Genomic DNA, 26875 nt, shown 5'->3' with positions numbered 1-26875 from the left:
CCGGGAGAGAAACATGACCGACAAGGCTACCCTGCAGATCCTCGCCAACCATTTCCGGGCCGCCTCGGAAAGCATGGCCTACACGCTCTACCGCACGGCTCAATCCGCCTTCGTCAAGGAGACGGAGGATTTCACCATCGCGCTGGTCACGCCGGAAGGAACGACTTTTTCGGTGCCCCTCGATTACGGTGCGACCTGGTATCCGGGGCTCGATTACGGGCCGGGGATCGAGCGGATTGCCGAATACAACGAGGGCGACGTCTGCCTCACGAACGATCCCTACAGCGGCTTTCTCGCCACCCACACGCCCGACATCCATATGTGGAAGCCGATCATCGTGGACGGAAAGCTCGTCTGCTTCGCTGTCGGCCACATCCACAACACCGATATGGGCGGCGCCGTCCCGGCCAGCCTGTCGCGGACGCTGACCGAGATCCACCAGGAAGGCATCCGCTTCCCGCCCTGCAAGCTCTACGACAAGGGGGTCCTCAACCAGGAGCTTCTCGACATCATGATGACCAATGTTCGCCAGCCCGAGCAGAACTGGGGGGACCTCAAGGCCTTCGTCGGTGCGCTCAACACGGGCGAACGGAAGGTGCGCGAGATCGTCGCCAAGTTCGGCGTGGAGGCGGTGACGCAGGGCATGCACGACATGCTCGACTACGGCGAAAGCCAGGCGCGCGAGATCCTGCGTTCGATGCCGGACGGGGTCTATGAATTCTCCGATTATTGCGACGAGGATTCGCTCAACGGCTATCCCTGCCGGCTGGCCTTAAAGCTGACGATTTCAGATGGCGAAGCGGAACTCGATTTCACCGGCACCGACACCCAGCTCACCTCGTCGTTGAACGTGCCGACTGGCGGCAATCCGCGCCATACGCTGATGCTCGTCGGCGTCTATTACATCCTCTACAGCCTCAACCAGAACCTGATGTTGAACGCCGGTCTGACCCGGCCTTTCACCTGCATCTTGCCCGAGGGCAGCGTCGTCAATCCGGTCTTCCCGGCAGCGGTCGGCATGCGCAGTCTGACCTGCGGGCGGCTCCGCAGTCTGATCTTTGGAGCGTTCGCACAGGCGATTCCGGAGCGGATGCCGGCGGCGCCGGCCGGATCGAGTTCGATCGTCAATGTCATGACGACGGAGCCGAAGACCGGGAGGCGCATCATCGCTGCGATCGATCCGATCGTCGGCGGCTCGGGTGGCATGCCGACGCGCGATGGAACGGACGGCTCCGGTGCGGACGGCGCCTATCTCAAGAACACGCCGGTGGAGATCAACGAAGCGGAGGTGCCGATCGAGATCATCCGCTACCGGCTTGCGCCCAATTCCGGTGGCGCCGGGCGCTGGCGCGGCGGGCTCGGCACGATGCTCGAGTTCAAGGTTTTCTCGCCCCACACCCGCATCACCATCCGCAACCGCGACCGCAGCCGTTTCCGTCCCTGGGGGATCCTCGGCGGCAAGGCCGGCAAGCCTTCGGATTCGATCCTCAATCCCGACACCCCCAACGAAACCTTCCTCGGCAACCAGGATTTCGTCATCGCCGAACCGGGCGATGTGTTCCGTATCTTCTCGCCCGGCGGGGGAGGGCGCGGCTCGCCTCTCGAGCGGGAGCCCGCCCGCGTCCTGCGCGATGTCGAACGCGGCTTCCTGTCGGAGAAACTCGCTCTTGAGGAATACGGGGTCGTCCTCGTTGCCGGTGCCGTCGACGAGGCCGCGACCGAGACACGCCGCAGTGAAATGCGCGCGGAAACGGACGGGAGCGCCTTTTTCGACTTCGGCCCTGAGCGCGAGGAATATGAGAAGGTGTGGACCCGCGAAGCTTACGACGCGCTGACGGAGATCATGTTCTCCCTGCCGGTCGAATGGCGCTTCTTCATCAAGCATCGCATCTTCCGAGCGCTTGAAGAGGCCGCAGACACCGGCCACGGCAGTGCCGAACTGGTGCGGCGCGCTTATCAGGAGCTCCTCGAGGAACTTCCTCAGATCCGGGAGGCGGTGCCCGCTTGAGCGGGCGAGGTTAGCAGGAGGCGGAGGGGCGGGGCACGGCAAGCGAGGCGCGGTCCCCAGTCTGCGGTCGCCCTGGGGACAGGACGAGACACCCCCGACCTCTCTCACGCCGAATGAGGCAGGTTCTCCACTTTTCGCTGGCATGCGCGTCATTATCCGCTTCGCGCAGCCCTCCTTGCAGAGGATTCTGCCAAGCATGCCGACACTTCGTCATGTCCTGTCGGCATGGCTCGGCTAGCTTCGCGCAGCCCCCTGCCGTCTCCGTGAGGCCTCCCATGTCCCTGAGTTTTGATCTGGCACGACTCCACGCAGGAACCGTGTGGGGCCACCGCTATGAACGCTCGCAGGATCACATCCTGCCGACCGGCGGCTCAAAGGGCTCCGGCCTCGGCAAGGATATCGGCCGCGAAGCCTTTCCCACCGACGGACGATGTCGGTGTTGATCGACCTTTGAAGGACGGAAATGACATGAGCGTAGCTAAGACCTACGACATCGCTCTGGTGCCGGGAGATGGTATCGGGCCCGACGTGACGAAAGCCGCCTGGGCGGTTGCCGAGGCTGCAGCCGCGAGAGACGGATTCGCTCTCACTGCCACGACCTATCCCTGGTCCTGTAATTATTACCTGGAGACGGGGCGGATGATGCCGGAGGACGGCATCGAGACGCTGCGTGGCCACGATGCCATCCTGCTCGGCGCTGTCGGCTGGCCTGCGACCGTCCCCGATTCCGTGTCGCTGCATGGCCTTCTCCTGCCGATCCGGAAGGCTTTCGATCAGTATGCCAACATTCGTCCGCATCGGCTTTTGCCGGGCGTGGAAGGGCCTCTCAAGTCGGAGACCTTCGACATTCTGTGCATCCGCGAAAATACCGAAGGCGAATATTCGGGCGCCGGTGGCCGCGTGCATCAGGGTACGGCCGACGAAGTGGCGGTGGAGACGGCAATTTTCACCCGCACCGGCGTGGAGCGCATCCTGCGCTTTGCGTTCGAGGCGGCAAAGGGGAGGCGCGGGCGTGTCGCGTCGGTGACGAAGTCGAACGCGCAGAAGCACTCGATGGTGTTCTGGGACGAGATCACGCGTCTCGTCGCGGCCGATTATCCGGATGTGGAGGTGACGTCCTACCATATCGATGCGATGGCGGCGCGCATGGTGATGGCGCCTGAGACGCTCGATGTCGTCGTCGCCTCCAATCTCTTCGGAGACATTCTCACGGATCTGGGTGCGGCGATCCAAGGCGGTCTCGGCTTCGCCGCCTCGGCGAACGTCAATCCGACGCGCTCCGCCCCCTCCATGTTCGAGCCTGTCCACGGTTCGGCCCCGGACATTGCCGGGAAGGGTCTTGCCAATCCTCTCGCGGCGATCTGGTCGGCCGCGATGATGCTGGATCACCTTGGCGAAGGGCAGGCATCGGCGCGCATTTTGAGGGCGATGGAGGCCGCGACCGCTCGCGGCTTCGGCATTCGGCCGGGCGCCCAAACGACTGACGCAATCACGGACGCCGTTTTGACGGCAATCAACGAGGAATGATGATGGACGGCAATATCTCTCCGAGCCTTTTGCGGCAGGCGGGGCTCATCGACGGAGCTTGGGTCGAAGCCGATCAGGGCGCCACGATCGAGGTGATCGATCCGGCGACGGGCGCGGTCATCGGCACGGTCCCGGATATGGGGGCGGCCGAGACGCGGCGGGCGATCGAGGCGGCGGAGAAGGCCTTCGCTTCCTGGCGGCGTACGACGCATGCGGAGCGTGCCGACAAGCTCCTTGCCTGGTACGGGCTGATGCTTGCGCATGAGACGGAACTCGCCACGCTGCTGACGCGCGAACAGGGCAAGCCGCTTGCCGAAGCGCGGGGCGAGATCCGCTACGGTGCTTCCTTCGTGCGCTGGTTTGCGGAAGAAGCGCGCCGGATCGGTGGCGAGACGATTCCGTCACCGACGCCGGATCGGCGCATCCTGGCGCTGAAGGAACCGGTCGGGGTCGCCGCGATCATCACGCCTTGGAATTTTCCGAACGCCATGATCACCCGCAAGGTGGCGCCGGCGCTCGCAGCGGGCTGCACCGTGGTGGTGAAGCCGTCCGAATTCACGCCATTTTCGGCACTGGCACTCGGCGTTCTGGCCGAGGAAGCGGGGATCCCGGCGGGTGTCATCAACATCGTCACCGGCATGCCGAAGGACATCGGCGGCGAGCTCACCGGCAGCGAGATCGTGCGGAAATTGAGCTTCACCGGTTCGACTCGCATCGGGTCGCTCCTGATGGCGCAGTCGGCCCCGACCGTGAAGCGGCTGAGCCTCGAACTCGGTGGCAATGCCCCATTCCTCGTCTTCGACGACGCTGATCTCGATCTCGCGGTCGAGGGGGCTGTCGCCTCCAAGTTCAGGAACGGCGGCCAGACCTGCGTCTGTTCGAACCGCATCCTCGTTCAGGCGGGGGTCCATGACGTCTTCGTCGAAAAGCTCTCCCGGCGGGTTGCGACGATGCGTGTGGGGTCGGGCCTTCAGGAGGGCACCGATATCGGTCCGATGATCAATCGCGCCGCACTGGAGAAAATCGAACGCCACGTGGAGGACGCGCTCGCGCGGGGTGCGAAGCGTGCGCACGATCCTGTCGAGCTGCCGGACGGCCCGCAATACGTCGCGCCTCTCGTCCTGACGGAGGCGAATACGGACATGCTGCTCGCCTCGGAGGAGACGTTTGGGCCGATCGCGCCAATTTTCCGCTTCGAGCGCGAGGAGGAAGCGGTCGCGACCGCCAACGCAACGCCGTTCGGGCTTGCCGCCTATTTCTACACGCGCGATCTCGCCCGCACATTCCGCGTCGGCGAGGCGCTCGATTTCGGCATCGTCGGGCTCAACACCGGCCTCATCTCGACGGAGGTCGCGCCTTTCGGCGGCGTGAAACAGTCGGGCCTCGGGCGTGAAGGTGCAAAGGCCGGCATCGAGGAATATCTCGAGACCAAGGCCTTTCACATCGGCGGTCTCGGCTGAAAAACTTCGAGAAGCGGGAGCCTCGCATGAGGCTCCCGTCACTGGATCCGGTCGAGAGCCCTGTAGTAGAGCCCGACGAGCGGCAGGAACCAGGGCTTGCCGAAATGGCCGGGCACGGCCTGCCAGTCGAGGCCCTTCATCGGATTGCGGTCGTCACGACCGAGAATCACATCGGCCATGATGGCGCCGAGATGGGTGGAGAGCTGGGCGCCATGGCCGGAATAGCCCATCGCATAATAGACGCCATCGGCTTCGCCGGCACGGGGGAAGCGGTCCTTCGTCATCCCGACGAGGCCGCCCCAGCAATAATCGATGTCGATATCGGCGAAGTCGGGGAAAACCTCCGCCAGGTTCTCACGCAGGATGCGACCGGACTTTTCGTCTGACGTGGCATCCGAGACGGCGGAGAAACGGGCGCGACCGCCGAAGATCAGGCGATTGTCGGGCGACAGGCGAAAGTAATTGCCGATGTTGCGCGAGGTGACGCAAGTCCGGTTGCCGGGCATGACCGCCTCTGCCTCGCCCGGGCTGAGCGGACGCGTCGCGATGACGAAGCTGCCGACCGGGATGACCCGGCGGCGGAAATAGCCGAAGGGCCCGGTCGTATAAGCACCGGTCGCAAGGAAAACACGCTCCGCCGCGAGCGTCCCGCGTGGTGTGGTCAGCAGGTGACCGGAGGCGGTCTTCGTGTGGTCGCGGACCGGTGCCTCTTCGAAGATCATCGCTCCGTGGCGGTGTGCGGCCTCTGCGAGGCCGTGGACGAAGCGGCCCATATGCATCATGGCGCTCTTCTTGAAGAGCATGGCACCGTGGAAGGCGTCCGAGCCGATCTCGCCGCGAAGGTCGTCTTTCGCCAGGAGGGCGGTTTCCGGATCGACTTCGTTGTGCACGGCCTCGAAGTTCTTCGCGATCGCTGAGAGATGTTCCGGCTTGGAGGCGAGCTTTAGCTTGCCCGCGCGGCGGAAGCTGCAATCGATCTTTTCCTCCGCGACGATCCGCTCGATCGTATCGATCGCATCGTCGAACGCGCGGTAGAGGGCTTTGGCCCGGTCCGCACCGAGCTCTTCTTTTGCCGCCGGATAGGAGTGGGCAAGGCCATTGTTGAGATGGCCGCCGTTGCGACCCGAGCCGCCATAGCCGACGTGCCGCTCTTCAAGGACGGCCACGGAAAGCCCGGCCTTCGCAAGGCTTCGGGCAGCCGACAGACCGGTAAAACCTCCGCCGATGACGGCGACGTCGTAACGACCGTCGACAGGGCCTCGCGCGCCGCCGGTGAAGCGCGGCGCCGTTTCGTGCCAATAGGATTTGAGCTGCATCGTCGCTTGTCCTGGGCCGCGGCTCAGAGGCCGACCACAGCCGGCAGACCGGAAATGTCGGCAATCTCGGTGTAGCCGTAATAGGGATTTGCTGGTTCGTGGCCGCGGTTCACCCAGACTTTGTGCTCGATGCCGAGATCGTACGCCGACATGAGGTCGTAGCGGAAAGACGATGAGCAATGCAGGATCTCATCGGGTCCGCAGCCGAGCTGATCGAACATGTATTCGAAGGCCTGGAAGCGCGGCTTGTAAGCATTGGCCTGCTCGGCGGTGAAGACATGGGCGAAAGGCGCGCCGAGCTTCTCCACATTCGACATGATCTGAGAATTCATGGCGTTTGACAGGATGACGAGAGGATATTCCTTGGCGACCTTCGCAAGGCCGGCCGGCACGTCCGGATGCGGACCCCAGGTCGGCACGGCTTCATAGAATGAGCGGGCCTCCGCCAGATCGAAAGCGACGTCATTGCGTTTGCAGGTGCGCTCGTAGGCGCTGACGAGCACCTCTTCATAGGGCTTCCAGTCGCCCATGATCTCGTCGAGCCGGTAGGCGGAGAAATTGCGGATGAAAGTGGCGAGCTTTTCCGGCGACAGCCTTTCTCCGAGGATTTCTTTGGCTCTCTCGGCCATCTGAAAATGGGTGAGCGTGCCATAGCAGTCGAAGGTGATGTATTTCGGGCGGAACACGGGCATGGCCTTTCTTCACTGCGACGATAACGGCGCGTTGGGGGCTATCCTGACGTGAGCGTAGCGGCGATTTCGCGCGCGTTTTCGTGGTCCGCCCCGCAAGCAAAGCAGATTCTTCCGAATGCCGGTGTCCACACGGCAAGGGCTGCCGGTCCTTTTCTGCCAGTCTTGATTACGACGCGCGATCGTTTCCAAAGGATGGCGTCCTATTGCGCTCCTGCCGGGGAAGGCCCACCGATGTCCGCCGAACGTATGCTCTCTGCCCTTGTCGCTTTCCGCTCCGTCGTAGGAACGCGCAACGGGGCACTCATCGACTATATCCGCGACTATCTCGCCAGCTACGATATCGCCTCTGCGGTGATCTCCGGGCCGGAAGGCGACCGCTTCAACCTCTTCGCGACGATCGGCCCAAAAAACGTCCCGGGCTATATTCTCTCCGGCCATATCGATGTCGTTCCGGCGAATGAGACGGGATGGGCATCCGACCCGTTTCGCCTGCGCAATGTGGAGGACAGACTCATCGGTCGAGGCGCCGTCGACATGAAAGGTTTCGTGGCGGCCGTGCTTTCCTCTGTGCCGGAGCTGGCGGCGTTGGAGCTGCAGCAGCCGATCCATATCGCACTCTCTTACGATGAGGAGGCGGGCTGCCGCGGTGTGCCGCATCTCATCGAAAAGCTGCCGACTTTATGCGCTCCGCCTCTCGGCTGCATCGTCGGCGAGCCTTCGGGCCTGGAGCCCGTGCTGCGTCACAAGGGCAAGGCCGCGCTCCGCATCCGGGCGGAAGGCGTCGCCGGCCACAGTTCCCGCCCAGATCTCGGTCAGAACGCCATCCACGCCTTGTTGCCCGCTTTGAAGGCGGTCGCTGATGAGGCGGCGAAGCAGGAAGAGAGCGGCCCGAGAGATCCGCATTTCGCGCCGCCCTACAGCACCTTGCAGATCGGCGTGGTGTCGGGAGGCGAGGCGCTCAATATCATCCCGAGCCATGCGGAGGCGGATATCGAGGCGCGGGCCGTGCCAGGGCTCGATCCGTTGGGATTGCTGCAGGGTGCGCTTGCGGAGGTCGAAGCGAGCGAGGCTCTCGAGGCTGAGGTGATCGCGAGCTATCCCGCGCTGTCGTTGGACGAGGACCATCCGCTCGCCGCGCTTGCCGCGGAGCTCTCCGGGCATGCTCTGGTCGAAGCCGTGAGCTACGGGACGGAGGCCGGTCTGTTTCAAGCCGCCGGAGTTCCGTCCATCGTCTGCGGGCCGGGCGACATCTCCCGGGCGCACAAGCCGGAAGAATATATCACCGTCGATGAGCTCAACGAGGCCCGCGCAATGGTGCTCCGGCTGGGACGCAGGCTTACGGCGGGGGGCATATCCGAGGACATGGCGCGCGCTCTCTGAAACCTCTCGGCGAGCCCAGGGATGCGGCTCGCTCGGTAGAAGCTGCGGCAGCGGATCGGCGGGACGGCCGGATGTGTCGTCGGTGACGGGCGCGCCGGGCACATCGTTCTCTCCTGTGCTGCTACCAATTGCGAGAACCAAGGATTCTGTTGCGAGAGATGACCGACATTCTGCTTGAACCGTTTTCCGATCCGCATTTTGAGGCAGCCGTCCGCCTGTCGCAGGCCGAGAATTGGCCGCACCGAACCGAAGACTGGGCGATGGTCGCTGCGGTCTCGCAAGGCTTCGTCGCAACGAAGGGCGGGCGCGTCGTCGGCACGGCTTTCACCACACCCTTCGGGACGGATCTTGCAACGATCGATATGATCATCGTCGACAGCTCTTTGCGCGGCCAGGGGCTGGGGCGCCGGCTCGTGGAAGGCGCGATCGAGGCGTCCGGCTCGCGGAATCTGCGCCTTGTGGCGACGGAGGATGGTCTTCCGCTCTACAAGAAGCTCGGCTTCGAAGAGCGTGGCGGGATCGTCCAACACCAGGGCAAGATTGCTTCCGCGGCGCCTTCGGCGGACGTCGAGGTGGCGCGCGACGAGTATCTCGACGCGATCATCGACCTCGATCGAGCAGCCTACGGGGGCGATCGCCGCGCGCTTCTCGGGCAGCTCTTTGCCGCCGGCGGCGAAGCCGTCGTCTTGCGCGACAAGGGATCTCTCTCAGGTTTCGGGATTTGTCGCCCATTCGGGCGCGGCCGAGTCATCGGTCCCGTCGTTGCCACAAATATCGAGGCGGCCAGGAACCTGATCCTCGCCCTCATTGAGCGGCACCCCGGAGAATTCCTGCGCATCGATACGCGCCGCGACACCGGTCTCTCGTCCTGGCTCACGGATCTCGGGCTCCCCGAGACCGGATCCGGTGTGGCGATGGCGCGGGGCGAAGAGCCCCGCGCGATCCGCGACGGAGAACCAAAAACTTTCGCCCTTGTCTCTCAGGCCTTTGGCTGACGTTTCCGGAGAACGACATGCTTTCAAATTCATTGCTCGAGGCTGATCGCGAGCACCTGGTGCATCCTTTGAGCTCCTTTCGCGGGCATGAGCGGGACGGGGTACGTGTCATGGCCTCCGCAAAGGGAGCGTGGCTGACGGACCGAGAGGGACATCGGCTTCTCGACGGCTTTGCCGGTCTGTGGTGCGTGAATGCGGGCTACGGACACGAGAGCATCGTTGAGGCCGCGGCCGAACAGATGCGCCGCCTGCCATACGCGACGGGCTATTTCGATCTGGGCTCCGAGCCGGCGATCAAGCTTGCCGAGGCGCTCGCCGAGAGGGCGCCGGGTGATCTCGACCATGTGTATTTCACGCTTGGGGGATCGGACGCGGTCGATAGTACGATCCGTTTCATCCGCTACTACAACCACGCGCGCGGCACGCCGGAGCGGGATCAGTTCATCTCGCTGGAGCAGGGTTTTCACGGTTCTTCGACCGCAGGCGCAGGCCTCACGGCGCTCAAGGGCTTCCACACGGGCTTCGGCGTGCCTTTCGAGTGGCAGCACAAGATCCCGTCTCATTACCTCTACCGCAATCCGGTCGGACGCGATCCCGAGACGGTGATCGCCGCCTCGGTCGCGGCGCTGACGGCCAAAGTTGACGAGATCGGCAAAGACCGCGTCGCCGCCTTCTATGCTGAGCCGATCCAGGGTTCGGGTGGCGTCCTGGTGCCGCCTCCGGGCTGGGTGAAGGCGATGGCGGATACCTGCCGCGAACTCGGCATTCTCTTCGTCGCCGACGAAGTGATCACCGGCTTCGGTCGCACGGGCCCGCTCTTTGCCTGCCTGGAAGAGGGCGTGGTGCCGGACTTCATGACGGTCGCGAAGGGTCTCACCTCCGGCTATGTGCCGCTCGGTGCCGTCTTCATGGCCGATCATGTCTATCAGACGATCGCCGATGGGGCAGGGGAGGCCGCGATCGGCCATGGCTACACCTATTCCGGCCATCCTGTGAGTGCGGCTGTCGGCCTGGAAGTCCTGAAGCTCTACGAAGGGGGGCTTCTGGAGAATGGCCGGCGGGCCGGGAAGCGGTTGATGGCGGGCCTTGAAAGCCTCGCAGAACACCCGCTTGTCGGCGATGTGCGTGGCCGCGGAATGCTGGCTGCGATCGAACTCGTCACCGACAAGTCGGCAAAGACGCCGCTACCTGCTGCGGCGGAAGCCGGAAAGCGCATCTTCGATCGGGCCTACAAGAACGGGCTGATCGTTCGTGCCTTCGCTCAGGGCGTCATCGGCTTTGCGCCGCCACTTTGCTGCAGCGATGAGGAGATCGACGAAATCGTGGAGCGCACCCGCCGCGTTCTCGACGAAACCCTGGCCGATGCGGATGTGCGCGCGGCCATGAAGGGCGTCTGAGCGATGGCGCTGCTTTATCTTTCGCACAAAGAGCGCGCCGAGGTCTGGAAACCGATCTTCGGGCGGGAATTGCCGGAACTGGAATTCTACGACGGCTTTGATGCGGTCCAAGATCCCTCAAAGGTCCGTTTTATCGCGACCTGGAACGCTCCGGCCGACCCGGTGAAGACCTATCCGAACCTGGAGATGATCCTCTCGGTCGGTGCCGGTGTCGACCAGTTCGATTTTCGCGCTCTGCCGGAGCATGTGAAGGTCGCGCGCATGGTCACGCCGAGCATCGCCGAAATGATGCGCGACTATGTCGTTCTCGGTGTTCTGGCGATGCACCGGCAATTGCCGCGTTACATCGCCCAGCAGCGCGACAAGACCTGGAGCGCCGGCCGTGTCGATCTTGCGCGGCGGAAAACCGTCGGCGTGATGGGGCTGGGTCAGCTCGGAACGGCCGTGCTGGAGGCGCTTCGTCCCTTTGGTTTCAAACTCGCCGGCTGGGGGCGCTCGCCCCGCGCGCTCGACGGGGTGCAGACCTTCGTTGGGCGGCGCGAGCTTCCGGCGTTCCTGGCAGGGACCGATATTCTCATATGTCTTCTGCCGCTGACGAAGGAGACCGAGAGCGTTCTCGACGCGCAGCTCTTTGCGGCTCTGCCGAAAGGCGCCACGCTTGTGCATGCCGGGAGAGGTCGGCAGCTCGATCATGATGCGCTTCTAGATGCACTTGATACCGGCCATCTCGAGGGTGCTTTCCTCGATGTGACCGAGCCTGAGCCTTTGCCGGCCGAGCACCCGTTCTGGAGCCATCCGCGCCTCGTTCTGACGCCTCATGTGGCCACCATGACGGATTTCGAAGAGGGGGCCTTGGCCGCAGTTGAGTGCCTGCGCGCACACGAGGAAGGCCGACCGATCCCCGGGCTCGTCGACAAAGCGCGCGGCTATTGACGATTGCGTGAGCAAGATTCCGACTTGCTTCAAAAATCGACAGATTATGCTGTGATGCCGGCCGCATTCGGAACCTCATAAAGGGTCGTCCTGCGAGACTGCATTCCTGGAAAGAAAGCACATTACAGTCGACGGAGTACAAAACCGGGCTGATTTCTGACCAAGCAATCGCCCGGCGACGTTGAGTGCATCGGTGCTACGCCGCGGAAGATTATGCTGCGAGATGGCGGCGTCTCTCGTGGGCGTTCAAGGCGGAGGAATGCGTGACCCGCAGGCTGGCGACTTTCAAAGTTCTGACTTTCGATGTCGTGGGCACGCTCATTGACTTTGAAACGGGCATCAAAAACGGGCTCGCCAGCCTTGCGGCAGACGTAGGTGCGACGCTGGATGGCGAGGAGGCTCTCGCTATCTACCGTGAGAGCCGCCGCGATCCGGGTGCCGGCCGTTTCCCTGACGACGTCGCTCGCTGCTACGACAAGATTGCCGCGAAGATGCATCTTCCGCGCGGTGAGGAATATGGCGCCCGCGTCGTAGAAGCCGTCGCCTCTGCGCCGGCCTTTTCCGACAGCCGCGCAGCTCTTGCGAAATTGCGCCGTCGCTTCCGGCTCGTTGCCATGACCAATGCGCAGCGCTGGGCCTTCGAGCGCTTCTCGGACGAACTTGGGAAGCCGTTTCACAAGTCTTTCACGGTCGACGACACAGGGACCGAAAAACCGGACCCGGCCTTCTTCGAGGCGGTGCTCGCCGATTTGAAGGGCGGGGGGATCGAGAAGGCCGACATCCTGCATGTCGCCCAAAGCCAGTATCACGATATCGGTGTCTCCCGGCAGCTAGGCCTCACCAATTGTTGGATCGAGCGCCGTCACGGCCGGAAAGGCTACGGGGGCACGATCGCCCCTGAGCGGTTCACCGAGCCGGACTATCACTTCACTTCCCTGGCTGCATTGGCGGAGGCCGTCGACCAGCCCTGAACCTGTTTCAAACCGCGCCAAGACGGGATGCCACCTCTTTGTCACCGGAAAGGACCGACGCATGAGCCAGAATGACCGGACGAACTGGGACGTCACGAATTGGACGAGGCGCGACGATGCGATGGTGGAGGAGGCCATCCGACGAGGCGCTTCACGCCGCGATCTCTTGCGTCTGCTTGCGGCGAGCGGCGTGGCGATGGCGGCCGGAAGCGCCATCATGACGCGTGCGACGACGGCCTTTGCTGCGACCCCGAAGAAGGGCGGATCGATCACCGCCGCCGGTTGGTCCTCCTCGACGGCCGACACACTCGATCCCGCAAAAGCCTCTCTTTCCACCGATTATGTGCGTTGCTGCTCCTTCTACAATCGGCTGACCTTTCTCGACGAGAAGGGCTCCGTCGAGATGGAGCTCGCAGAGAGCATCGAATCCGATGACGCCAAGACGTGGAAGATCACCCTTCGCCCGGACATCACCTTCCATGACGGCAAGACGCTGACGACCGACGACGTCATCTATTCGCTCCAGCGCCATAAGGATGAATCCGTCGGCTCCAAGGCGAACGCCATGGCCCAGCAGATGGAGACCTTCAAGAAGGTGGACGACCGGGTTCTGGAGCTGGTGCTGCGTTCGCCGAACGCTGACCTGCCGATCATTCTGTCTCTGCACCATTTCATGATCCTCGCCGACGGCACGACCGACTTCACGACGGCGAACGGGACCGGCGCTTTCAAATGCGAGACCTTCGAGCCCGGGGTTAGATCAGTCGGCGTCCGCAACGAGGATTATTGGAAAGAGAACCTTCCTTATCTCGATTCCCTCGAGTTCATTGCGATCCCGGATGAAACGGCACGCGTGAATGCGCTTCTGTCGGGTGACATCGCGCTCGCTGCCTCAATCAATCCGCGTTCGATCAGGCGCCTCGATACGATCGATACGGTGACTTTGTCGAAGACGACGTCAGGAAATTATACCGACCTCAACGTCCGCCTCGACATGGCGCCAGGCGACAAGAAGGATTTCGTCGATGGCCTCAAATACCTCGTCAATCGCGAGGTCATCGCGCGTTCCGTCATGCGCGATCTGGCTGTTATCGCCAACGATCAGCCGGTTTCGCCGAATGACCGCTATTACAATGCAGAGCTGAAGCCGAAGGATTACGACCCGGAAAAGGCGAAGCAGCTCTTCGAAAAGGCCGGCGTTCTCGGGCAGTCGATCCCGATCGTCGCTTCGACGGCTGCCACCTCGTCGATCGACATGGCGATGGTGGTGCAGCAGGCGGGGTCGGAAATCGGCATGCCCTTCGATGTGCAGCGTGTTCCCTCCGACGGTTACTGGTCGAACTATTGGCTGAAGGCGCCCATACACTTCGGCAACATCAATCCGCGTCCGACCCCGGATATTCTCTTCTCCCTCCTCTACACCTCCGACGCGCCGTGGAACGAGAGCCGCTACCAGTCTGAAAAATTCGACAAGATGCTGGTGGAGGCACGCGGCACCCTCGATGAGGCCAAGCGTAAGGAAATGTACGACGAGATGCAGGTGATGGTGGCGGAAGACGCCGGTACCATCATCCCTGTCTGGATCTCCAATGTCGATGCCCTGTCTTCGAAACTGAAGGGCCTGCAGCCCAATCCGCTAGGCGGCATGATGGGTTACGCCTTCGCCGAATATGTCTGGCTCGACGACTGAGAGAGCTGAAGGCCGAGCCATCCTGCGAGCCTGGGTGCTCGGCCTATCGCGCCCGAAGAACGAGGAGAGAGAGCTGCATGAATTCCACGATCGCCGGTCTTATTATCCGCCGCATTGGGATTATGCTCGTCTCCCTCGTCATTGTTGCGTTTGCTGTCTTCGCGGCCACGGAGCTTTTGCCGGGCGACGTCGCACAGATCCTTCTTGGGCAGTCGGCGACGCCAGAAGCGGTTGCAGGGCTTCGCAAGGCGATGCATCTCGACCAGCCCGCGGTCCTGCGCTTCCTGCACTGGCTTGCTGGTCTTGTGACGGGCGACTTCGGCCGGTCCTACGCCAACAACCGCGACGTGGCAGACCTGATTTCCGGGCGTCTCGTGAACTCGCTGAAGCTCGGAGCCGTCACCACGCTCTTTTCGGTGCCGCTGTCGCTGTTTCTCGGTGTGACCGCGGCCATGTTCCGCGGCTCGTTCTATGACCGCCTCGTGTCGGTCTTCACGGTGACCGTGATCTCGGTGCCGGAGTTCATGGTCGCGACCCTCGCTGTCCTGATTTTCGCTGTCTATCTCGGCTGGCTGCCGGCGCTCTCCTTCGCCAATGAAGTGCACGGCCTGGGTGAGCTTCTGCGGGTCTATGCCATGCCGGTGATCACCTTGAGCTTTGTCGTCTCGGCGCAGATGATCCGCATGACCCGCGCTGCCGTGATCGATACGATCAACACCCCCTATGTCGAGATGGCGCTCCTCAAGGGCGCGACCCGGCGACGAATGGTCATGAGACATGCGCTGCCGAACGCGCTCGGTCCGATCGCGAACGCCATGGCTCTGTCGCTCTCCTATCTCCTCGGAGGCGTCATCATCGTGGAGACGATCTTCAACTATCCGGGCGTCGCCAAGCTCATGGTGGATGCCGTTGCGACCCGCGATCTTCCTCTCATCCAGACCTGTGCGATGCTGTTCTGCCTGAGCTATCTTCTTTTGATCCTCATTGCGGACGTGATTGCCATTGCCTCCAACCCGAGGCTGCGCCAGTGAAAGCTCTCGTCGCCGCCGCCCGCCGCCGCACAGGCTTCCACATCAATGCCGTCGGAACGATCGGCGCGATCGTGGTCCTGTTTTGGATCGTGATTGCAATCTGCGCGCCGCTCCTCGTGCCTTATCCAGTCGGCAAGATCGTCGATTTCGATTTTTTCGGACCGATGTCGCAGAAATTCTGGCTCGGCACCGACTATCTCGGCCGGGATATCCTCTCGCGCATCTTGATGGGTGCGCGCTATACGGTCGGCATCGCCTTCGCCGCGGTGTCGCTCGCCTGTTTCGTCGGCGTTGCACTCGGCATGATCGCCGCCGTCGTGGGCGGCTTCTTCGACACGGCGCTGTCGCGCTTTCTCGACGCGCTCAACGCCATCCCCTCGCTCATGTTCGGGCTTGTGGTCGTTGCCGGCGTCGGCAGCTCCATCCCTGTGCTGATCATGACGCTGGCGCTCATCTATGCGCCGGGGAGCTATCGCTTTGCCCGTTCGCTTGCCGCCAACACCAACACGATGGATTTCGTGACGGTCGCGCGGGCGCGGGGAGAGGGCACCGTCTACATCATCCGGGAGGAAATCCTGCCCAACATCATCGGTCCAGTGCTGGCGGATTTCGGCCTGCGCTTCGTCTTCATCGTGCTGCTTCTGTCAGGCCTGTCTTTCCTCGGCCTCGGCGTGCAGCCGCCGAATGCCGATTGGGGTGGCCTGGCACGCGAAAACCTCGCCGGCCTGCCATACGGTGCGCCTGCCGTGATCTTTCCGTCGATCGCCATTGCGAGCCTGACCATCTCGGTCAACATGCTGATCGACAACCTGCCGACCCGCATCCGCGATCGGAGCGCCTGATGGGCAATATCGTCGAAATTCGTGATCTTGCCGTCGCCGCGAAGACCGATTCCGGGCGTGTCGTGGATATCATCAAAGGCGTCGATATCGAGGTGGCCGAGGGTGAGGTGGTCGCTTTGATCGGCGAAAGTGGTTCCGGCAAAACCACGATCGCATTGACGCTTCTGGGTTACACGCGCCCGGGCTGCAGGATCACCCGCGGCGAGGTCGTGGTCGCCGGCCGAGACATGGTGGCGATGAGCGAGGCGGAGCGCCGGCATGTGCGCGGGCAGCAGGTCGCCTATGTGCCGCAATCGGCAGCTGCGGCCTTCGATCCCTCCCAGACCATCATGGAACAGGTGGTGGAGGTCTCCCGCATTCATCAACTGATGCCGCCGGAGGATGCGCGTCGCAAGGCCGTCGAGCTCTTCCGGGCATTGTCGCTGCCCAATCCGGAGATGATTGGCGCGCGCTATCCGCATCAGGTGTCGGGCGGACAATTGCAGAGGCTGGCGGCGGCGATGGCCCTGATGGGCGATCCCGAGGTGATGGTGTTCGACGAGCCGACGACGGCTCTCGACGTGACGACGCAGATCGAAGTTCTGCGCGCCTTCAAGTCGGTCATCGCCGAGCGGAATATGGCCGGGATCTATGTCTCGCACGATCTTGCCGTCGTCGCCCAGATCGCCGACCGCATCGTCGTCCTGAAGGGCGGCGAAGTGCAGGAAGTGGCCGAGACGGAGAAAATCGTCCACGCGCCGCAGCATGCCTATACGAAAGAGCTTATCGCGGCCTTTCATCCCGTCGAGCGCGCGCCAGTCGATCTGCGCAATATGGCGCAGAGAGATGCCATCTTGGAGGTGGAGAGCCTCAGCGCCGGATATGGACCGACCGGCTCCGATGGACAGCCTGGCTTTCTCGCGCTCAAAGACGTGACCTTCCGCCTGGCAGCAGGTGAGAGCCTCGGGATTATCGGCGAATCCGGCAGCGGGAAGTCGACGTTGGCGCGCGTCATTTCGGGACTTCTGCCGCAATCCTCAGGCAGCGTGACGTTCGAGGGCCGGGAGCTTGCGAAAAGTGTGAGCGGGCGCAGCCGTGAAGAGCTGCGCAAGATGCAGATCGTCTTTCAGCTCGCCGATACCGCTCTCAATCCCAATCGGCCTGTGCGGGCAATTCTGGGCCGCCCGCTCACCTTCTATCATGGCATGAGGGGGCGCCAGCGCGAGGCGGAGGTCGACCGGCTGCTCGATATGGTGCGCCTGCCGGCCGCCTTGAAACATCGTCTGCCGAGCGAATTGTCGGGCGGCCAGAAGCAGCGCGTCAACCTGGCGCGCGCCTTGGCGGCGAAACCTGAGCTGATCCTCTGCGATGAGATCACCTCGGCGCTGGATACGGTGGTGGCGGCCGCCATCCTGAAGCTCCTCGATGAATTGCAGCGAGAGCTTGGCCTTTCCTACATGTTCATCAGCCACGATCTGTCGACGGTCGAAGCGATCTGCGACGAGGTCATGGTGATGTATCAGGGAGAGAAGGTGGAGGAGATGCCGACGAACCGCATGAAGTCAGGTGCCGAGCATCCCTATTCCCGTCTCTTGATATCCTCTGTGCCACAGCTCGACACCAACTGGCTCGACCGCCTTGAGCAGGACAACGAGCTGATGCAGGCCGTCGCCGGACGCTGAGCAAAGCTGCAGCCAGCGGCTTGCCTCAGGCGTGAAGCTTGTCGCGGAACAGCGATATCAGCGGTAGATGCGGCTTGATGAAGGGCGATTTGATCACCACGAAGCTGAAATACTTGTCGATGCCGATGTCGTCATCGATGAGCTTTTCCATGATCGTCTGGTAATGCACGATGCCGGCCGTCACGAATTTGGCGAGATAGTCGTAACCGCCCGAGACGAGGTGGCATTCCACGCACGAATCGATCTTCTCAATTGTCGCCTGAAAGCGCGAAAAGTCCGTATGTCGATGGTTTTTCAGGGTGAACTCGGTAAAGACGGTCAGCGTCTCTCCGATCTTGCTCACATCGATCTGCGCTGAATAGCCGGTGATGTAGCCGGAAGCCTGAAGCTTCTTCATGCGGGTCAGGCAGGGGCTTGGCGAGAGATTGACGAGCTCCGCGAGCTCGACATTGGTGATACGCCCGTTCTTCTGCAACTCGCAGAGGATCTTCACGTCGATCATATCGAGTTTCATGCGCGAATTGGTGGGCAGGGGGACCTCCTCCGGCGTGCACGGCATAAGATGCCGGCAGATTGCGCCGAGTTGAGCTTTCTGACAACCAGCCTGCGCGTGCATGCTTGAAACACAAGCTGCCGCCGTCTGCATGTTTCGAAGCATCTTCTGCTGCTGAAGCTGGAGATTGCTGCCGATCCGAACCGGTCTCGATGCTAGATTCGGAGCGATTGGAGAGATTCATGCCTGTTCCTTTGCTGAGCGTTCCCTCATCCCCGCAATTGCCGGCGGCCGCCGATGTCGTCGTGATCGGAGGCGGGATCATCGGGGTGTCGGCGGCATATTTTCTCGCAAAGCGCGGCGTCAGCGTCGCTCTCCTGGAGAAGGGGATGATAGGCGCCGAGCAGTCGAGCCGGAATTGGGGCTGGTGCCGACAGCAAAACCGTGACGCACGCGAACTGCCGCTGGCGACCAGGAGCCTGGAGCTGTGGGACGAGCTCGTTGCGGAGCTCGGACCGGGTCTCGGGTTCCGGCGCTCCGGCCTCCTTTATCTCTCAAACGACGAGAAGGAGATCGAAGGCTGGGCGGAATGGTGCCGCTTTGCCGCGACGATGGGCGTAACGAGCCATCCTCTCAGCCGAGAGGAGGCCACGTCGCGGGGCGCCATCACTGGAAAATCGTGGAAGGGTGGCGTCTTTTCTCCGTCTGACGGGATTGCTGACCCCGCCCGCGCGGCACCGATGATCGCCGAAGGCATCATGCGGTTCGGAGGCACGGTTCATCAATCCTGTGCCGCCCGAGGCCTCGAAAAAGAAGGCGGGCGCGTCTCTGCGGTTGTGACAGAAAAAGGCGCTATCCGGACGCGACAGGTGGTGATGGCAGGCGGCGCCTGGGCGTCCTCGTTCTGCCGGCAGTTCGGCGTGGTGTTTCCGCAGGCGTCGATCCGCTCCTCCGTTCTTTCCGTTGAGCCGGGAGCGGAAGGGCTTCTCGACGCATTGCACACGGCGGATGTGACCGTGACGCGACGCGGAGATGGCGGCTACACGCTCGCGGTGTCGGGGATGGCGAAGACGGATCCGACTCTGCAGCAGCTGCGCTTCGCCCGGTACTTTCTGCCGATGTTCGCCAAGCGTTGGCGCAGTTTGTCGCCGGGTGATCTCACGGCGTTGCGCGCCGGACATGAGACGATCGCGCGCTGGTCACTCGATCGGCCGACGCCCATGGAGCGGATGCGTATTCTCGATCCCGCACCCTCCACGCGGGCGACGGACAAAATCCTGTCGCGGGCACGTACGCTGCTGCCGGCCCTGAAACAGGTGCCCGTGCAGGCACGCTGGGCCGGCTACGTCGACAGCACACCTGATGGTGTGCCGGTGATCGACCCGAATGTGGGGCCGGGAGGGTTTCTGCTGGCCGCCGGTTTTTCCGGACATGGTTTCGGGATCGGACCGGGGGCGGGGCAGCTCATCGCCGATCTCGTCACCGGAGCGGAACCGAGCGTCGATTACAAGCAATATGCGCTGTCGCGCTTCGGACGCAGCGCCCGGGGGAAAGTCGCCGAATTCTGAAACAGGTTTGTGGTTGCCGCGCGACGGGCTGGCCCCGCCCGTCAGTCCTCAGCCGAGCCTGCAGATCCCCCGAGGATGCGCCTACTCGCCGTCCTCCCACCGCTTTTCGGCGCGCCACAGCGCCGTGCTGTCAGCATAGCCGAGCGCCTGCGCGAGCCGTGACCGATTTCCGCCAGGGGCCGCGTTGTGCCGGCGCAAAAGGGACTTCCTGTAGTCCTGCACCAATTTGCGGATGGACGTGCCTTCGTCCGCGAGGCGGCGCTGAAGTGTCCTCGGTGGAATTCCGAGCTCTCTGGAGATTGTGGCGAGCGTGATGTTGGTGAAACCGAGATGGATGGCGATGAGCGCCAGGACACGTTCGGAATAGGTGGTGGGAGCCACGGTTTCGACGAAGAGATCGTTGATATGCCGCTCCAGGACGCTGGCGAGAGCGGGATCCTCTTTGCGATAGACGCGGCGGGCGCCGGCAAGGTCCATCACCAGCCTGTTGGTCGACTGTCCGAACAGGACAGGTGCCTGGAAGATGCGCTCCAGCGGTTTCGGGTCGCGCGGTGCGCCGTGCTCGAAGTGCACCTCGAGGGGCCGCCAGCTGCTTGAAAAGCACTGCCTGACGAGATGGCAGGTCGTCGCCAGGGTGAACTCGCTGTCCTGCCTGCGCGGGGAGAGCGACGTGTCGGTGATTCCGTAGGACCATATCAGTGTCTCGTCTTCGCAGGAGACGGACGAATGACTGGCGCCCTGCAGCGCGGCCATCGAGCAGCACAGGCGCTTGAAAGCGGCTTCGATGGTCGAGGTCATCGAGAAAAGCATGCCCATCGGCCCGAGATCCGCGGGCTTGATCGACACCCCGAGCTCAGCACCGAGAAAAGGATCGCGAACCACGACGGCAGCCTCTTCGAAGGCAGCGAGATAGCGGGCGATCGGGACGACAGCATAAGGATCGTTGAGCTGAGCCCGCAATATACCGTGGCCCGCCAGTAAAACGTCGGTCTTGGCTGTGCGCTTGTCGAGTTCTTGAATGATCGGCGCCAGTGCGGAGGCGCGAATTGATGCAATCACTGGCATGCGACTGTCTAAGTGTAGGGCATTTGCCGTTGACATAATCGTCAAACCCCCTCTCGGCGCGAATTATCGATTCATTGGCGTAACATGCAATATCGATACCAAATTCCCCCTCGTAGCTTTGGCGAATAGCAGTTCCAATGAGGGGTGATATGACGTTGGAAATCGCCAATCCTGTCGCCAGTCCGAGACTGGCAAGGAATTCGGTGGGGCTTGCCCATATCGTATTCTTCGTCGTCGCAGCCGCCGCTCCTTTGACCGCCGTTGTCGGAGCTTCACCGGTCGCTTTCGCTTTCGGCAACGGTGCGGGCGTTCCCGGCGCCTACCTTCTGGCGGGGCTGTTGTACCTGGTCTTCTCCGTTGGGTTCACGGCAATGAGCCGCCATGTGGAGGGGGCCGGTGCTTTCTATGCGTATATCTCTCAAGGCATCGGCCGGCCGACGGGCGTCGGCGCGGCCCTGATGGCGCTGATCACCTACAGTGCCGTGCAGATCGCCATCTACGCGCTCTTCGGCGTCTTCGTTGCGGCGGGGCTCGCGCCTTACGGCATCGAGATGCCCTGGTGGGTCTGGTCGTTCGCCGCCTTGGCGGTGGTCCATCTCTGCGGGCAGCGCAACATCGCGTTCTCGGGCAAGATCCTCGGTGTCTGCATGGTGGCGGAGATCGTTATTCTCCTGCTGCTCGATGTCGGGATCCTCCTGCAAGGCGGCGGGCCGGAAGGCATCGGCTTGACCTCGTTCGCACCCGCTACCGTCCTGTCGCCGGGGCTGGGGGCGGCACTCGTCTTCGTCATCGGCTCGTTCATCGGCTTTGAGGCCACAGCCATTTTCGGCGAAGAGGCTGAAAACCCTGAGACGACGATCCCGAAGGCGACTTATGTCGCCGTCCTTCTCATCACCTTGTTCTACGCGTTTTCGACCTGGGCGATCGTGCAGCATTACGGCGCCTCGCAGGTGCAGGCGGTCGCCGAAGCCGGGCTCGACAATTTCTTCTTCGCAGCCATGGATGCGGTGCTCGGGCGCTGGGCCAGCGAGACCATGAACATCCTTCTGATCACGAGCCTGTTTGCCTGCGTGCTCTCGTTTCACAACACGCTCAACCGCTATTTCTTTGCTCTAGGTCGGGAAGGGCTGGCGATGAGGGCCCTCGGTCGGGTGCATGAAAAGCATCTGTCGCCGCACATCGCCGGCGTCGTCCAAAGTGTGAGCGCGGCCGCCATCCTTCTCGTCTTCGTCGTCTCGGGAGCCGACCCCTATGCCGTGGTCTTCTCCTGGATGTCCGCTCTCGCGGTGATCGGCATCTTATCGGTGCAGGCTTTGGTTTCCGTGGCGATCATCCTGTATTTCCATCGCCATCCTGACCAGCATGGCCGCTGGACCACGCTGGTGGCACCGAGCGTTGCATTCGTGGGATTGCTCGGAGCTCTTGCCCTGGTGATCAACAATCTCTCGCTGCTGTCGGGCAGCGACAGTCCCGTGGTCGCCTCGTTCCCCTATGCGATCGTCCTCGTTTGCCTGGGTGGCATCCTCTTCGGCTATCGCATCAAGGCGAAGCGCCCCGATCTCTATGCCGGGCTCGGCCGCATGCTCGACTAGCCCTCCCGGAAGGCCGGCAGGCGTTCCATGATTGGAGCGCCGTGCCTGCCGGCCTTCGCCTCTTCCTTTCTCCCTTCAATCACCGTTTCAAGTCGCACGGTGCGCAGGCGCCTGCGCGACGCGAGCCCGAACACAAGGACCAAACCGATGCCGGGTCTGCCGAAAATCGATTTCCTCTACCTCTCCGAACAAGACATGATCCGGGCCGGCGTGACCGACATGCCCGCCTGTGTCGACTGCATGGAAGAGATGTTCGCCCTGCTTCATCAGGGCGATTACCGAATGGCCGGTCCCAACAGCGACAGCCATGGGGCCATGGTCGTCTTCCCTGAAAACTCGCCCTTCCCAAAGATGCCGAAGCCTACGGCGGATCGTCGTTTCATGGCGATGCCGGCCTATCTCGGCGGCAATTTCTGCACTGCGGGTGTCAAATGGTATGGCTCCAACATCGCAAACCGGGACAAGGATCTGCCCCGCTCGATCCTGATGTTTACGCTCAACGACGCCGATACGGGCGCACCGCTCGCCTATATGTCGGCCAATCTTCTTTCCGCTTACCGCACCGGCGCAGTGCCGGGCGTCGGGGCGCGGCACCTTGCGCGCAAGGATTCAAAAATCGTTGGCATCCTAGGGCCTGGTGTGATGGCGCGCACCGCGCTCGCTGCCTTCATCGCCGCCTGTCCGAAGATCGACACCGTCCGGGTCAAGGCGCGCGGGCAGAAAAGCCTCGATGTCTTCATCGCCTGGGTGAAAGAGCATTACCCGCAGATCACCAAAATCGAGATCGTGAACGACCTCGAGGCAGTCGTTCGTGATTGCGATATCGTCACCTATTGCGCCTCCGGTGAAGTCGGCGATCCGGAGACCTATCCGATCGTCAAGCGCGAATGGGTGAAGCCGGGTGCGTTCCTGGCCATGCCGGCCCTTTGCGAAATCGACGAAGCGATGAAAGCTCCCGACGTCCGCAAGGTCCTGGACAACACCGGTCTCTACGAGGCCTGGTACGAAGAGGTTCCGAAGCCCGCGCATCGCACCATCCCGGTGATCGGCGTGAAGTTCATGGATATGCTCGCCGAGGGCAGCATGAAGCGCGAGGAGCTGGAGGATCTCGGCGCGATCGTCGCAGGCGATGCCTCAGGCCGAACCAACGATGACGAGATCATCCTGATGTCGGTCGGAGGCATGCCGGTCGAAGACGTTGCGTGGGGCACCGTGATTTACCGCAATGCGGTGGAGAAGGGCATCGGCCAGAAGCTCAACCTGTGGGACGAGCCGGCGCTGCGCTGAGGCGCGCCCAACATATCCACCCGCCATCGAATAAAGCTCTGCACAAGATCGAGGGACGCCGGCTGGCGGCGTCCTTCCGTCCGATAGCGAGACGGCTCATTGCGCTCGACCGCTGCACGGGGACGAGCCCCGGCAACGGTCTCTCAGAAGGATCTCCCCCATGGCCCCCACGATCACGCCGGTTGAAACGGCGCAGGATTTTCCGCCTCGCACCTCTGTCGTCATTATCGGAGGCGGCATCGTTGGCCTGACGGCTGCCTTGACGCTTGCCGAAAAGAACATCCCCGTCGTCGTTTTGGAGAAAGGACGGCTCGCGGGCGAGCAATCGTCGCGAAATCTCGGCTGGGTCCGCAAGACGATCCGAGCCGCGCCGGATGTGCCCCTGGCAATGGCCGCTGATCGGCTGTGGGCCGCGATGGCAATGCGGGTCGGGGCCAATGTCGGCTATGAGCGCACCGGCATCATGTATCTCGACCGCACCGAAGCGGATGTGGCCGGGCATGAGGATTGGCTGAAATCGGTGAGCCATCTGGGGCTCGATTCGCGCCTCGTCACGCCTTCAGAGATCGATGAATTGGTGCCGGGCGGCGAGGGCAAATGGGCCGGTGGCCTTTACACGCCGTCGGACGGCCACGCCGACCCGACCCTGGCGGCGAGCGCGATCGCGAAAGCCGCGATTTCGAAGGGCGCCATCGTCGTGGAAAATTGCGCGGTACGCACCTTGTCTTTGGAAGCGGGCAGGGTCGCCGGTGTCGTGACCGAGCGCGGAGAGATCCGCTGCGACCACGTCCTTCTCGCCGGGGGGCTGTGGTCGCGCCGCTTCCTCGGCAATCTCGGTATCAGCTTGCCGACCTTGCCGCTCGTCTGTTCGGCGTTCCGTTCCCCGCCGATGCAGGGGCCCTGCAAAATCGGCGTGGCCGGACCGGATTTCTCCTTCTGTCAGCATCACGACGGCAGCTTCATCATGACCCAGCGTGCCGCTCTGATGGCACCTTTGACGCTCGATCACGTGCTGATCGGCATGCGGTATCTGTCGCAGCTGCGTGGAAACCGCGGCATCGTGCGGATGAAGGTCGGGCGCGAAACGATCGATGATCTGAAACTCCCGCGCCGTTGGGGACCTGCGGACGAAAGCCCCTTCGAAAAGCTTCGTGTGATGGATCCGCCGACGGTCTCCAATTTCAACCGAGAGGCGGTCGCCAATCTCAGTGCGGCCTGGCCGTCCTTGAAAGGTGTCGAGATAGAATCTGCCTGGGCCGGCACGATGGATATCACGCCGGACACTCATCCGGTGATCGGGCCTGTCGCCAGCATTCCGGGGCTGACCTTGGCGACCGGCTTTTCCGGCCACGGTTTCGGCACGTCGCCTGCCGCAGGTCAGCTCGCGGCCGAACTGGTGACGGGAGAGACGCCGATCGTGGATCCCGCTCCTTATCGCTTCGAGCGGTTCTGATGCCGGTGGCCTAAGCTCCTGAGAGAAGAGTCTGAAAGTGAGCGGGACGGAGGCTTACCGGTCCGCAGTGTCTGGCGCCTCGCAGAGCGTCGAGCGGATGAGGAAGCGGCGCTCGCGGCCATTGTCCAGGGAGAACATGCCGCCACGCCCGGCAACGACGTCCAGGACGAGATCTGTGTGCTTCCAGCGCTCGTATTGCGCCCCGCCGATATAGAAGGGCATGCCGTCGATCTCTCCGAGCTTCACATCCTGCTCGCTGATCAGAAATCCGTCTTCCGGGTAACACATCGGCGAGGAGCCGTCGCAGCAGCCACCGGATTGATGGAAGAGGACAGCGCCATGGTCGGCAATGATCTCCTGCAGGAGCTCGCGTGCGGCTGGCGTTGCGGAGACTGAGCCCATCGCTTTCACCTTGCGAATTTCAAAGGGCAGGACGGGAAGGTGGGGCAGCATTGCCGCCCCACCGAGCTGGTATCTCAGGCGGCGATCTCGATGACCGCCCGGCCGTCGATCTGGCCCTTGTGCATCTTCTCGAAGACGCTGTTGACGTCTTCCAGCTTCACCGGATTGACGATCGACTTGACCTTGCCGTGGCCGGCAAAATCGAGCGCCTCCTGAAGGTCGAGACGGGTTCCGACAATGGAGCCGCGAACCGTGATTCCTGCCAGAACCATGTCGAAGACGGAGATCGGGAAAGAGCCTGGAGGCAGACCGTTCATCGCGATCGTGCCGCCGCGGCGGACCATGTTCTCAGCCTGCTCGAAGGCCTTCAGATTGACGGCCGTGACGAGAACGCCGTGTGCGCCGCCTCCGGTCTCTTTCTTGATCTTGGCGGCAGCGTCTTCCTTGGCGGCATTCGCCGTCAGTGTGGCGCCGAGATTTCGTGCCAGATCGAGCTTGTGATCGTCGATGTCGACGGCGGCGACGTTGAAGCCCATCGCCTTGGCGTATTGGACGGCAAGGTGGCCGAGGCCTCCGATGCCCGAGATGACCACCCAGTTGCCGGGGCGGGCATCGGTCATCTTCAGCCCTTTGTAGACGGTCACGCCAGCGCACAGGATCGGAGCGATTTCGGTGAATCCGATATCATCCGGAAGGTGCCCGACATAATTGGGATCGGCCACGACGTATTCGGCAAAACCGCCATTCACCGAATAGCCGGTATTCTGCTGGGATTCACACAAGGTCTCCCAGCCGCCGACGCAGTGCTCGCAATGCCCGCAGGCCGTGTAGAGCCACGGGATACCGACCCGGTCGCCTTCCTTGACGCGGGTGACGCCCGCACCGACACCGGAGACATAGCCGACGCCTTCATGGCCTGGAATGAAAGGCGGGTTCGGTTTGACCGGCCAGTCTCCCTCCGCGGCATGAAGATCTGTGTGACAGACACCTGAGGCCTGGATCGCGACCTGGATCTGTCCTGGCCCCGGCTCGGGAACCGGCACCTCATCCACACTCAGCGGTTTGCCGAATTCGCGCACGACTGCGGCCTTCATGGTCTTCGCCATTGTCTT

Annotated in this window: 23 protein-coding genes; 17 read left to right on the top strand and 6 right to left on the bottom strand. The window is 62.7% G+C overall.

Annotated elements, in window-relative coordinates; all coding sequences use genetic code 11:
- Positions 1-13 precede the first annotated feature (13 nt).
- The 4 genes from NYQ83_RS03470 (at position 14) to NYQ83_RS03455 (ending at position 4995) form a co-directional block, all read left to right on the top strand.
- The gene (locus NYQ83_RS03470; protein ID WP_261212464.1) at positions 14-2008 is read left to right on the top strand and encodes a hydantoinase B/oxoprolinase family protein; all 1995 of its coding nucleotides are present in this window, start codon (positions 14-16) and stop codon (positions 2006-2008) included.
- 275 nt (positions 2009-2283) lie between these two features.
- Positions 2284-2451, top strand: coding sequence for a hypothetical protein (locus NYQ83_RS03465; protein WP_261212462.1), 168 nt, complete (start codon positions 2284-2286; stop codon positions 2449-2451).
- 25 nt (positions 2452-2476) lie between these two features.
- Positions 2477-3535 (top strand): tartrate dehydrogenase, encoded by a 1059-nt coding sequence (locus NYQ83_RS03460; RefSeq protein WP_261212461.1) that lies wholly within the window; start codon positions 2477-2479, stop codon positions 3533-3535.
- On the top strand, positions 3535-4995 hold the full coding sequence (locus tag NYQ83_RS03455; RefSeq protein ID WP_409976949.1) for an NAD-dependent succinate-semialdehyde dehydrogenase: 1461 nt from the start codon (positions 3535-3537) through the stop codon (positions 4993-4995). Before NYQ83_RS03460 ends, NYQ83_RS03455 begins: the two co-directional genes overlap by 1 nt.
- 38 nt (positions 4996-5033) lie before the next feature.
- Here the strand turns inward: NYQ83_RS03455 and NYQ83_RS03450 are convergent, their stop codons facing one another.
- Together NYQ83_RS03450 and NYQ83_RS03445 are read right to left on the bottom strand one after the other, a co-directional pair.
- The gene (locus tag NYQ83_RS03450) at positions 5034-6311 is read right to left on the bottom strand and encodes an NAD(P)/FAD-dependent oxidoreductase (protein ID WP_261212459.1); all 1278 of its coding nucleotides are present in this window, start codon (positions 6309-6311) and stop codon (positions 5034-5036) included.
- Between the two features lie 23 nt (positions 6312-6334).
- The gene (locus tag NYQ83_RS03445) at positions 6335-7003 is read right to left on the bottom strand and encodes a haloacid dehalogenase type II (RefSeq protein ID WP_261212458.1); all 669 of its coding nucleotides are present in this window, start codon (positions 7001-7003) and stop codon (positions 6335-6337) included.
- Positions 7004-7234: 231 nt separating this feature from the next.
- Between NYQ83_RS03445 and argE the strand changes: the two genes are divergently transcribed.
- From argE to NYQ83_RS03400, 9 genes are all read left to right on the top strand, one after another.
- Complete coding sequence (gene argE / locus NYQ83_RS03440; protein ID WP_261212457.1) at positions 7235-8383, top strand: acetylornithine deacetylase; 1149 nt, start codon at positions 7235-7237, stop codon at positions 8381-8383.
- A gap of 158 nt (positions 8384-8541) precedes the next feature.
- Positions 8542-9378 (top strand): GNAT family N-acetyltransferase, encoded by an 837-nt coding sequence (locus NYQ83_RS03435; protein WP_261212455.1) that lies wholly within the window; start codon positions 8542-8544, stop codon positions 9376-9378.
- Positions 9379-9395: 17 nt separating this feature from the next.
- Positions 9396-10775, top strand: coding sequence for an aspartate aminotransferase family protein (locus NYQ83_RS03430; protein ID WP_261212453.1), 1380 nt, complete (start codon positions 9396-9398; stop codon positions 10773-10775).
- A 3-nt stretch (positions 10776-10778) separates the two neighbouring features.
- Positions 10779-11708: a 2-hydroxyacid dehydrogenase gene (locus NYQ83_RS03425; protein WP_261212451.1), complete on the top strand. Its 930-nt coding sequence runs from the start codon at positions 10779-10781 to the stop codon at positions 11706-11708.
- A 263-nt stretch (positions 11709-11971) separates the two neighbouring features.
- A complete protein-coding gene (locus tag NYQ83_RS03420; protein ID WP_261212449.1) occupies positions 11972-12679 on the top strand; it encodes an HAD-IA family hydrolase in 708 nt (235 codons plus the stop codon).
- A gap of 61 nt (positions 12680-12740) precedes the next feature.
- Complete coding sequence (locus NYQ83_RS03415; protein WP_261212448.1) at positions 12741-14369, top strand: ABC transporter substrate-binding protein; 1629 nt, start codon at positions 12741-12743, stop codon at positions 14367-14369.
- Between the two features lie 77 nt (positions 14370-14446).
- Positions 14447-15400 (top strand): ABC transporter permease, encoded by a 954-nt coding sequence (locus NYQ83_RS03410; RefSeq protein WP_261212446.1) that lies wholly within the window; start codon positions 14447-14449, stop codon positions 15398-15400.
- The gene (locus NYQ83_RS03405) at positions 15397-16242 is read left to right on the top strand and encodes an ABC transporter permease (protein ID WP_261212444.1); all 846 of its coding nucleotides are present in this window, start codon (positions 15397-15399) and stop codon (positions 16240-16242) included. The genes NYQ83_RS03410 and NYQ83_RS03405 overlap by 4 nt, the downstream gene beginning before the upstream one ends.
- Positions 16242-17903, top strand: coding sequence for an ABC transporter ATP-binding protein (locus tag NYQ83_RS03400; RefSeq protein ID WP_261212442.1), 1662 nt, complete (start codon positions 16242-16244; stop codon positions 17901-17903). Before NYQ83_RS03405 ends, NYQ83_RS03400 begins: the two co-directional genes overlap by 1 nt.
- 25 nt (positions 17904-17928) lie before the next feature.
- Here the strand turns inward: NYQ83_RS03400 and NYQ83_RS03395 are convergent, their stop codons facing one another.
- Positions 17929-18417 (bottom strand): Lrp/AsnC family transcriptional regulator, encoded by a 489-nt coding sequence (locus NYQ83_RS03395; protein ID WP_261212441.1) that lies wholly within the window; start codon positions 18415-18417, stop codon positions 17929-17931.
- A 221-nt stretch (positions 18418-18638) separates the two neighbouring features.
- Here NYQ83_RS03395 and NYQ83_RS03390 point away from each other — a divergent pair, with 221 nt between their 5' ends.
- Positions 18639-19964 (top strand): NAD(P)/FAD-dependent oxidoreductase, encoded by a 1326-nt coding sequence (locus NYQ83_RS03390; RefSeq protein WP_261212440.1) that lies wholly within the window; start codon positions 18639-18641, stop codon positions 19962-19964.
- 81 nt (positions 19965-20045) lie between these two features.
- On the opposite strand, the gene NYQ83_RS03385 is transcribed toward NYQ83_RS03390, so the two are convergent.
- Positions 20046-21029 carry an AraC family transcriptional regulator gene (locus NYQ83_RS03385; RefSeq protein ID WP_261212438.1) on the bottom strand — a complete coding sequence of 328 codons (984 nt, stop codon included), beginning with the start codon at positions 21027-21029 and terminating at the stop codon, positions 20046-20048.
- A gap of 149 nt (positions 21030-21178) precedes the next feature.
- Between NYQ83_RS03385 and NYQ83_RS03380 the strand changes: the two genes are divergently transcribed.
- From NYQ83_RS03380 to NYQ83_RS03370, 3 genes are all read left to right on the top strand, one after another.
- Positions 21179-22621: an APC family permease gene (locus NYQ83_RS03380; protein WP_261212436.1), complete on the top strand. Its 1443-nt coding sequence runs from the start codon at positions 21179-21181 to the stop codon at positions 22619-22621.
- A 147-nt stretch (positions 22622-22768) separates the two neighbouring features.
- A complete protein-coding gene (locus tag NYQ83_RS03375; protein WP_261212434.1) occupies positions 22769-23908 on the top strand; it encodes a tyramine oxidase subunit B in 1140 nt (379 codons plus the stop codon).
- Positions 23909-24068: 160 nt separating this feature from the next.
- The gene (locus NYQ83_RS03370) at positions 24069-25361 is read left to right on the top strand and encodes an NAD(P)/FAD-dependent oxidoreductase (RefSeq protein WP_261212432.1); all 1293 of its coding nucleotides are present in this window, start codon (positions 24069-24071) and stop codon (positions 25359-25361) included.
- Positions 25362-25415: 54 nt separating this feature from the next.
- Here NYQ83_RS03370 and NYQ83_RS03365 read toward each other — a convergent pair whose 3' ends face one another.
- Both NYQ83_RS03365 and adhP read right to left on the bottom strand, forming a co-directional pair.
- Complete coding sequence (locus tag NYQ83_RS03365) at positions 25416-25763, bottom strand: DUF779 domain-containing protein (RefSeq protein ID WP_261212430.1); 348 nt, start codon at positions 25761-25763, stop codon at positions 25416-25418.
- 74 nt (positions 25764-25837) lie between these two features.
- Positions 25838-26869, bottom strand: coding sequence for an alcohol dehydrogenase AdhP (gene adhP, locus NYQ83_RS03360; protein WP_261212428.1), 1032 nt, complete (start codon positions 26867-26869; stop codon positions 25838-25840).
- Between the last annotated feature and the right edge of the window lie 6 nt (positions 26870-26875).

This window comes from Afifella sp. JA880, assembly GCF_025379905.1.
Taxonomy (GTDB): Bacteria; Pseudomonadota; Alphaproteobacteria; order Rhizobiales; family Afifellaceae; genus Afifella; species Afifella aestuarii.
The sequence above is the reverse complement of the archived record's forward strand: the minus strand, read 5'-3'. Positions and strand labels throughout refer to the sequence as shown.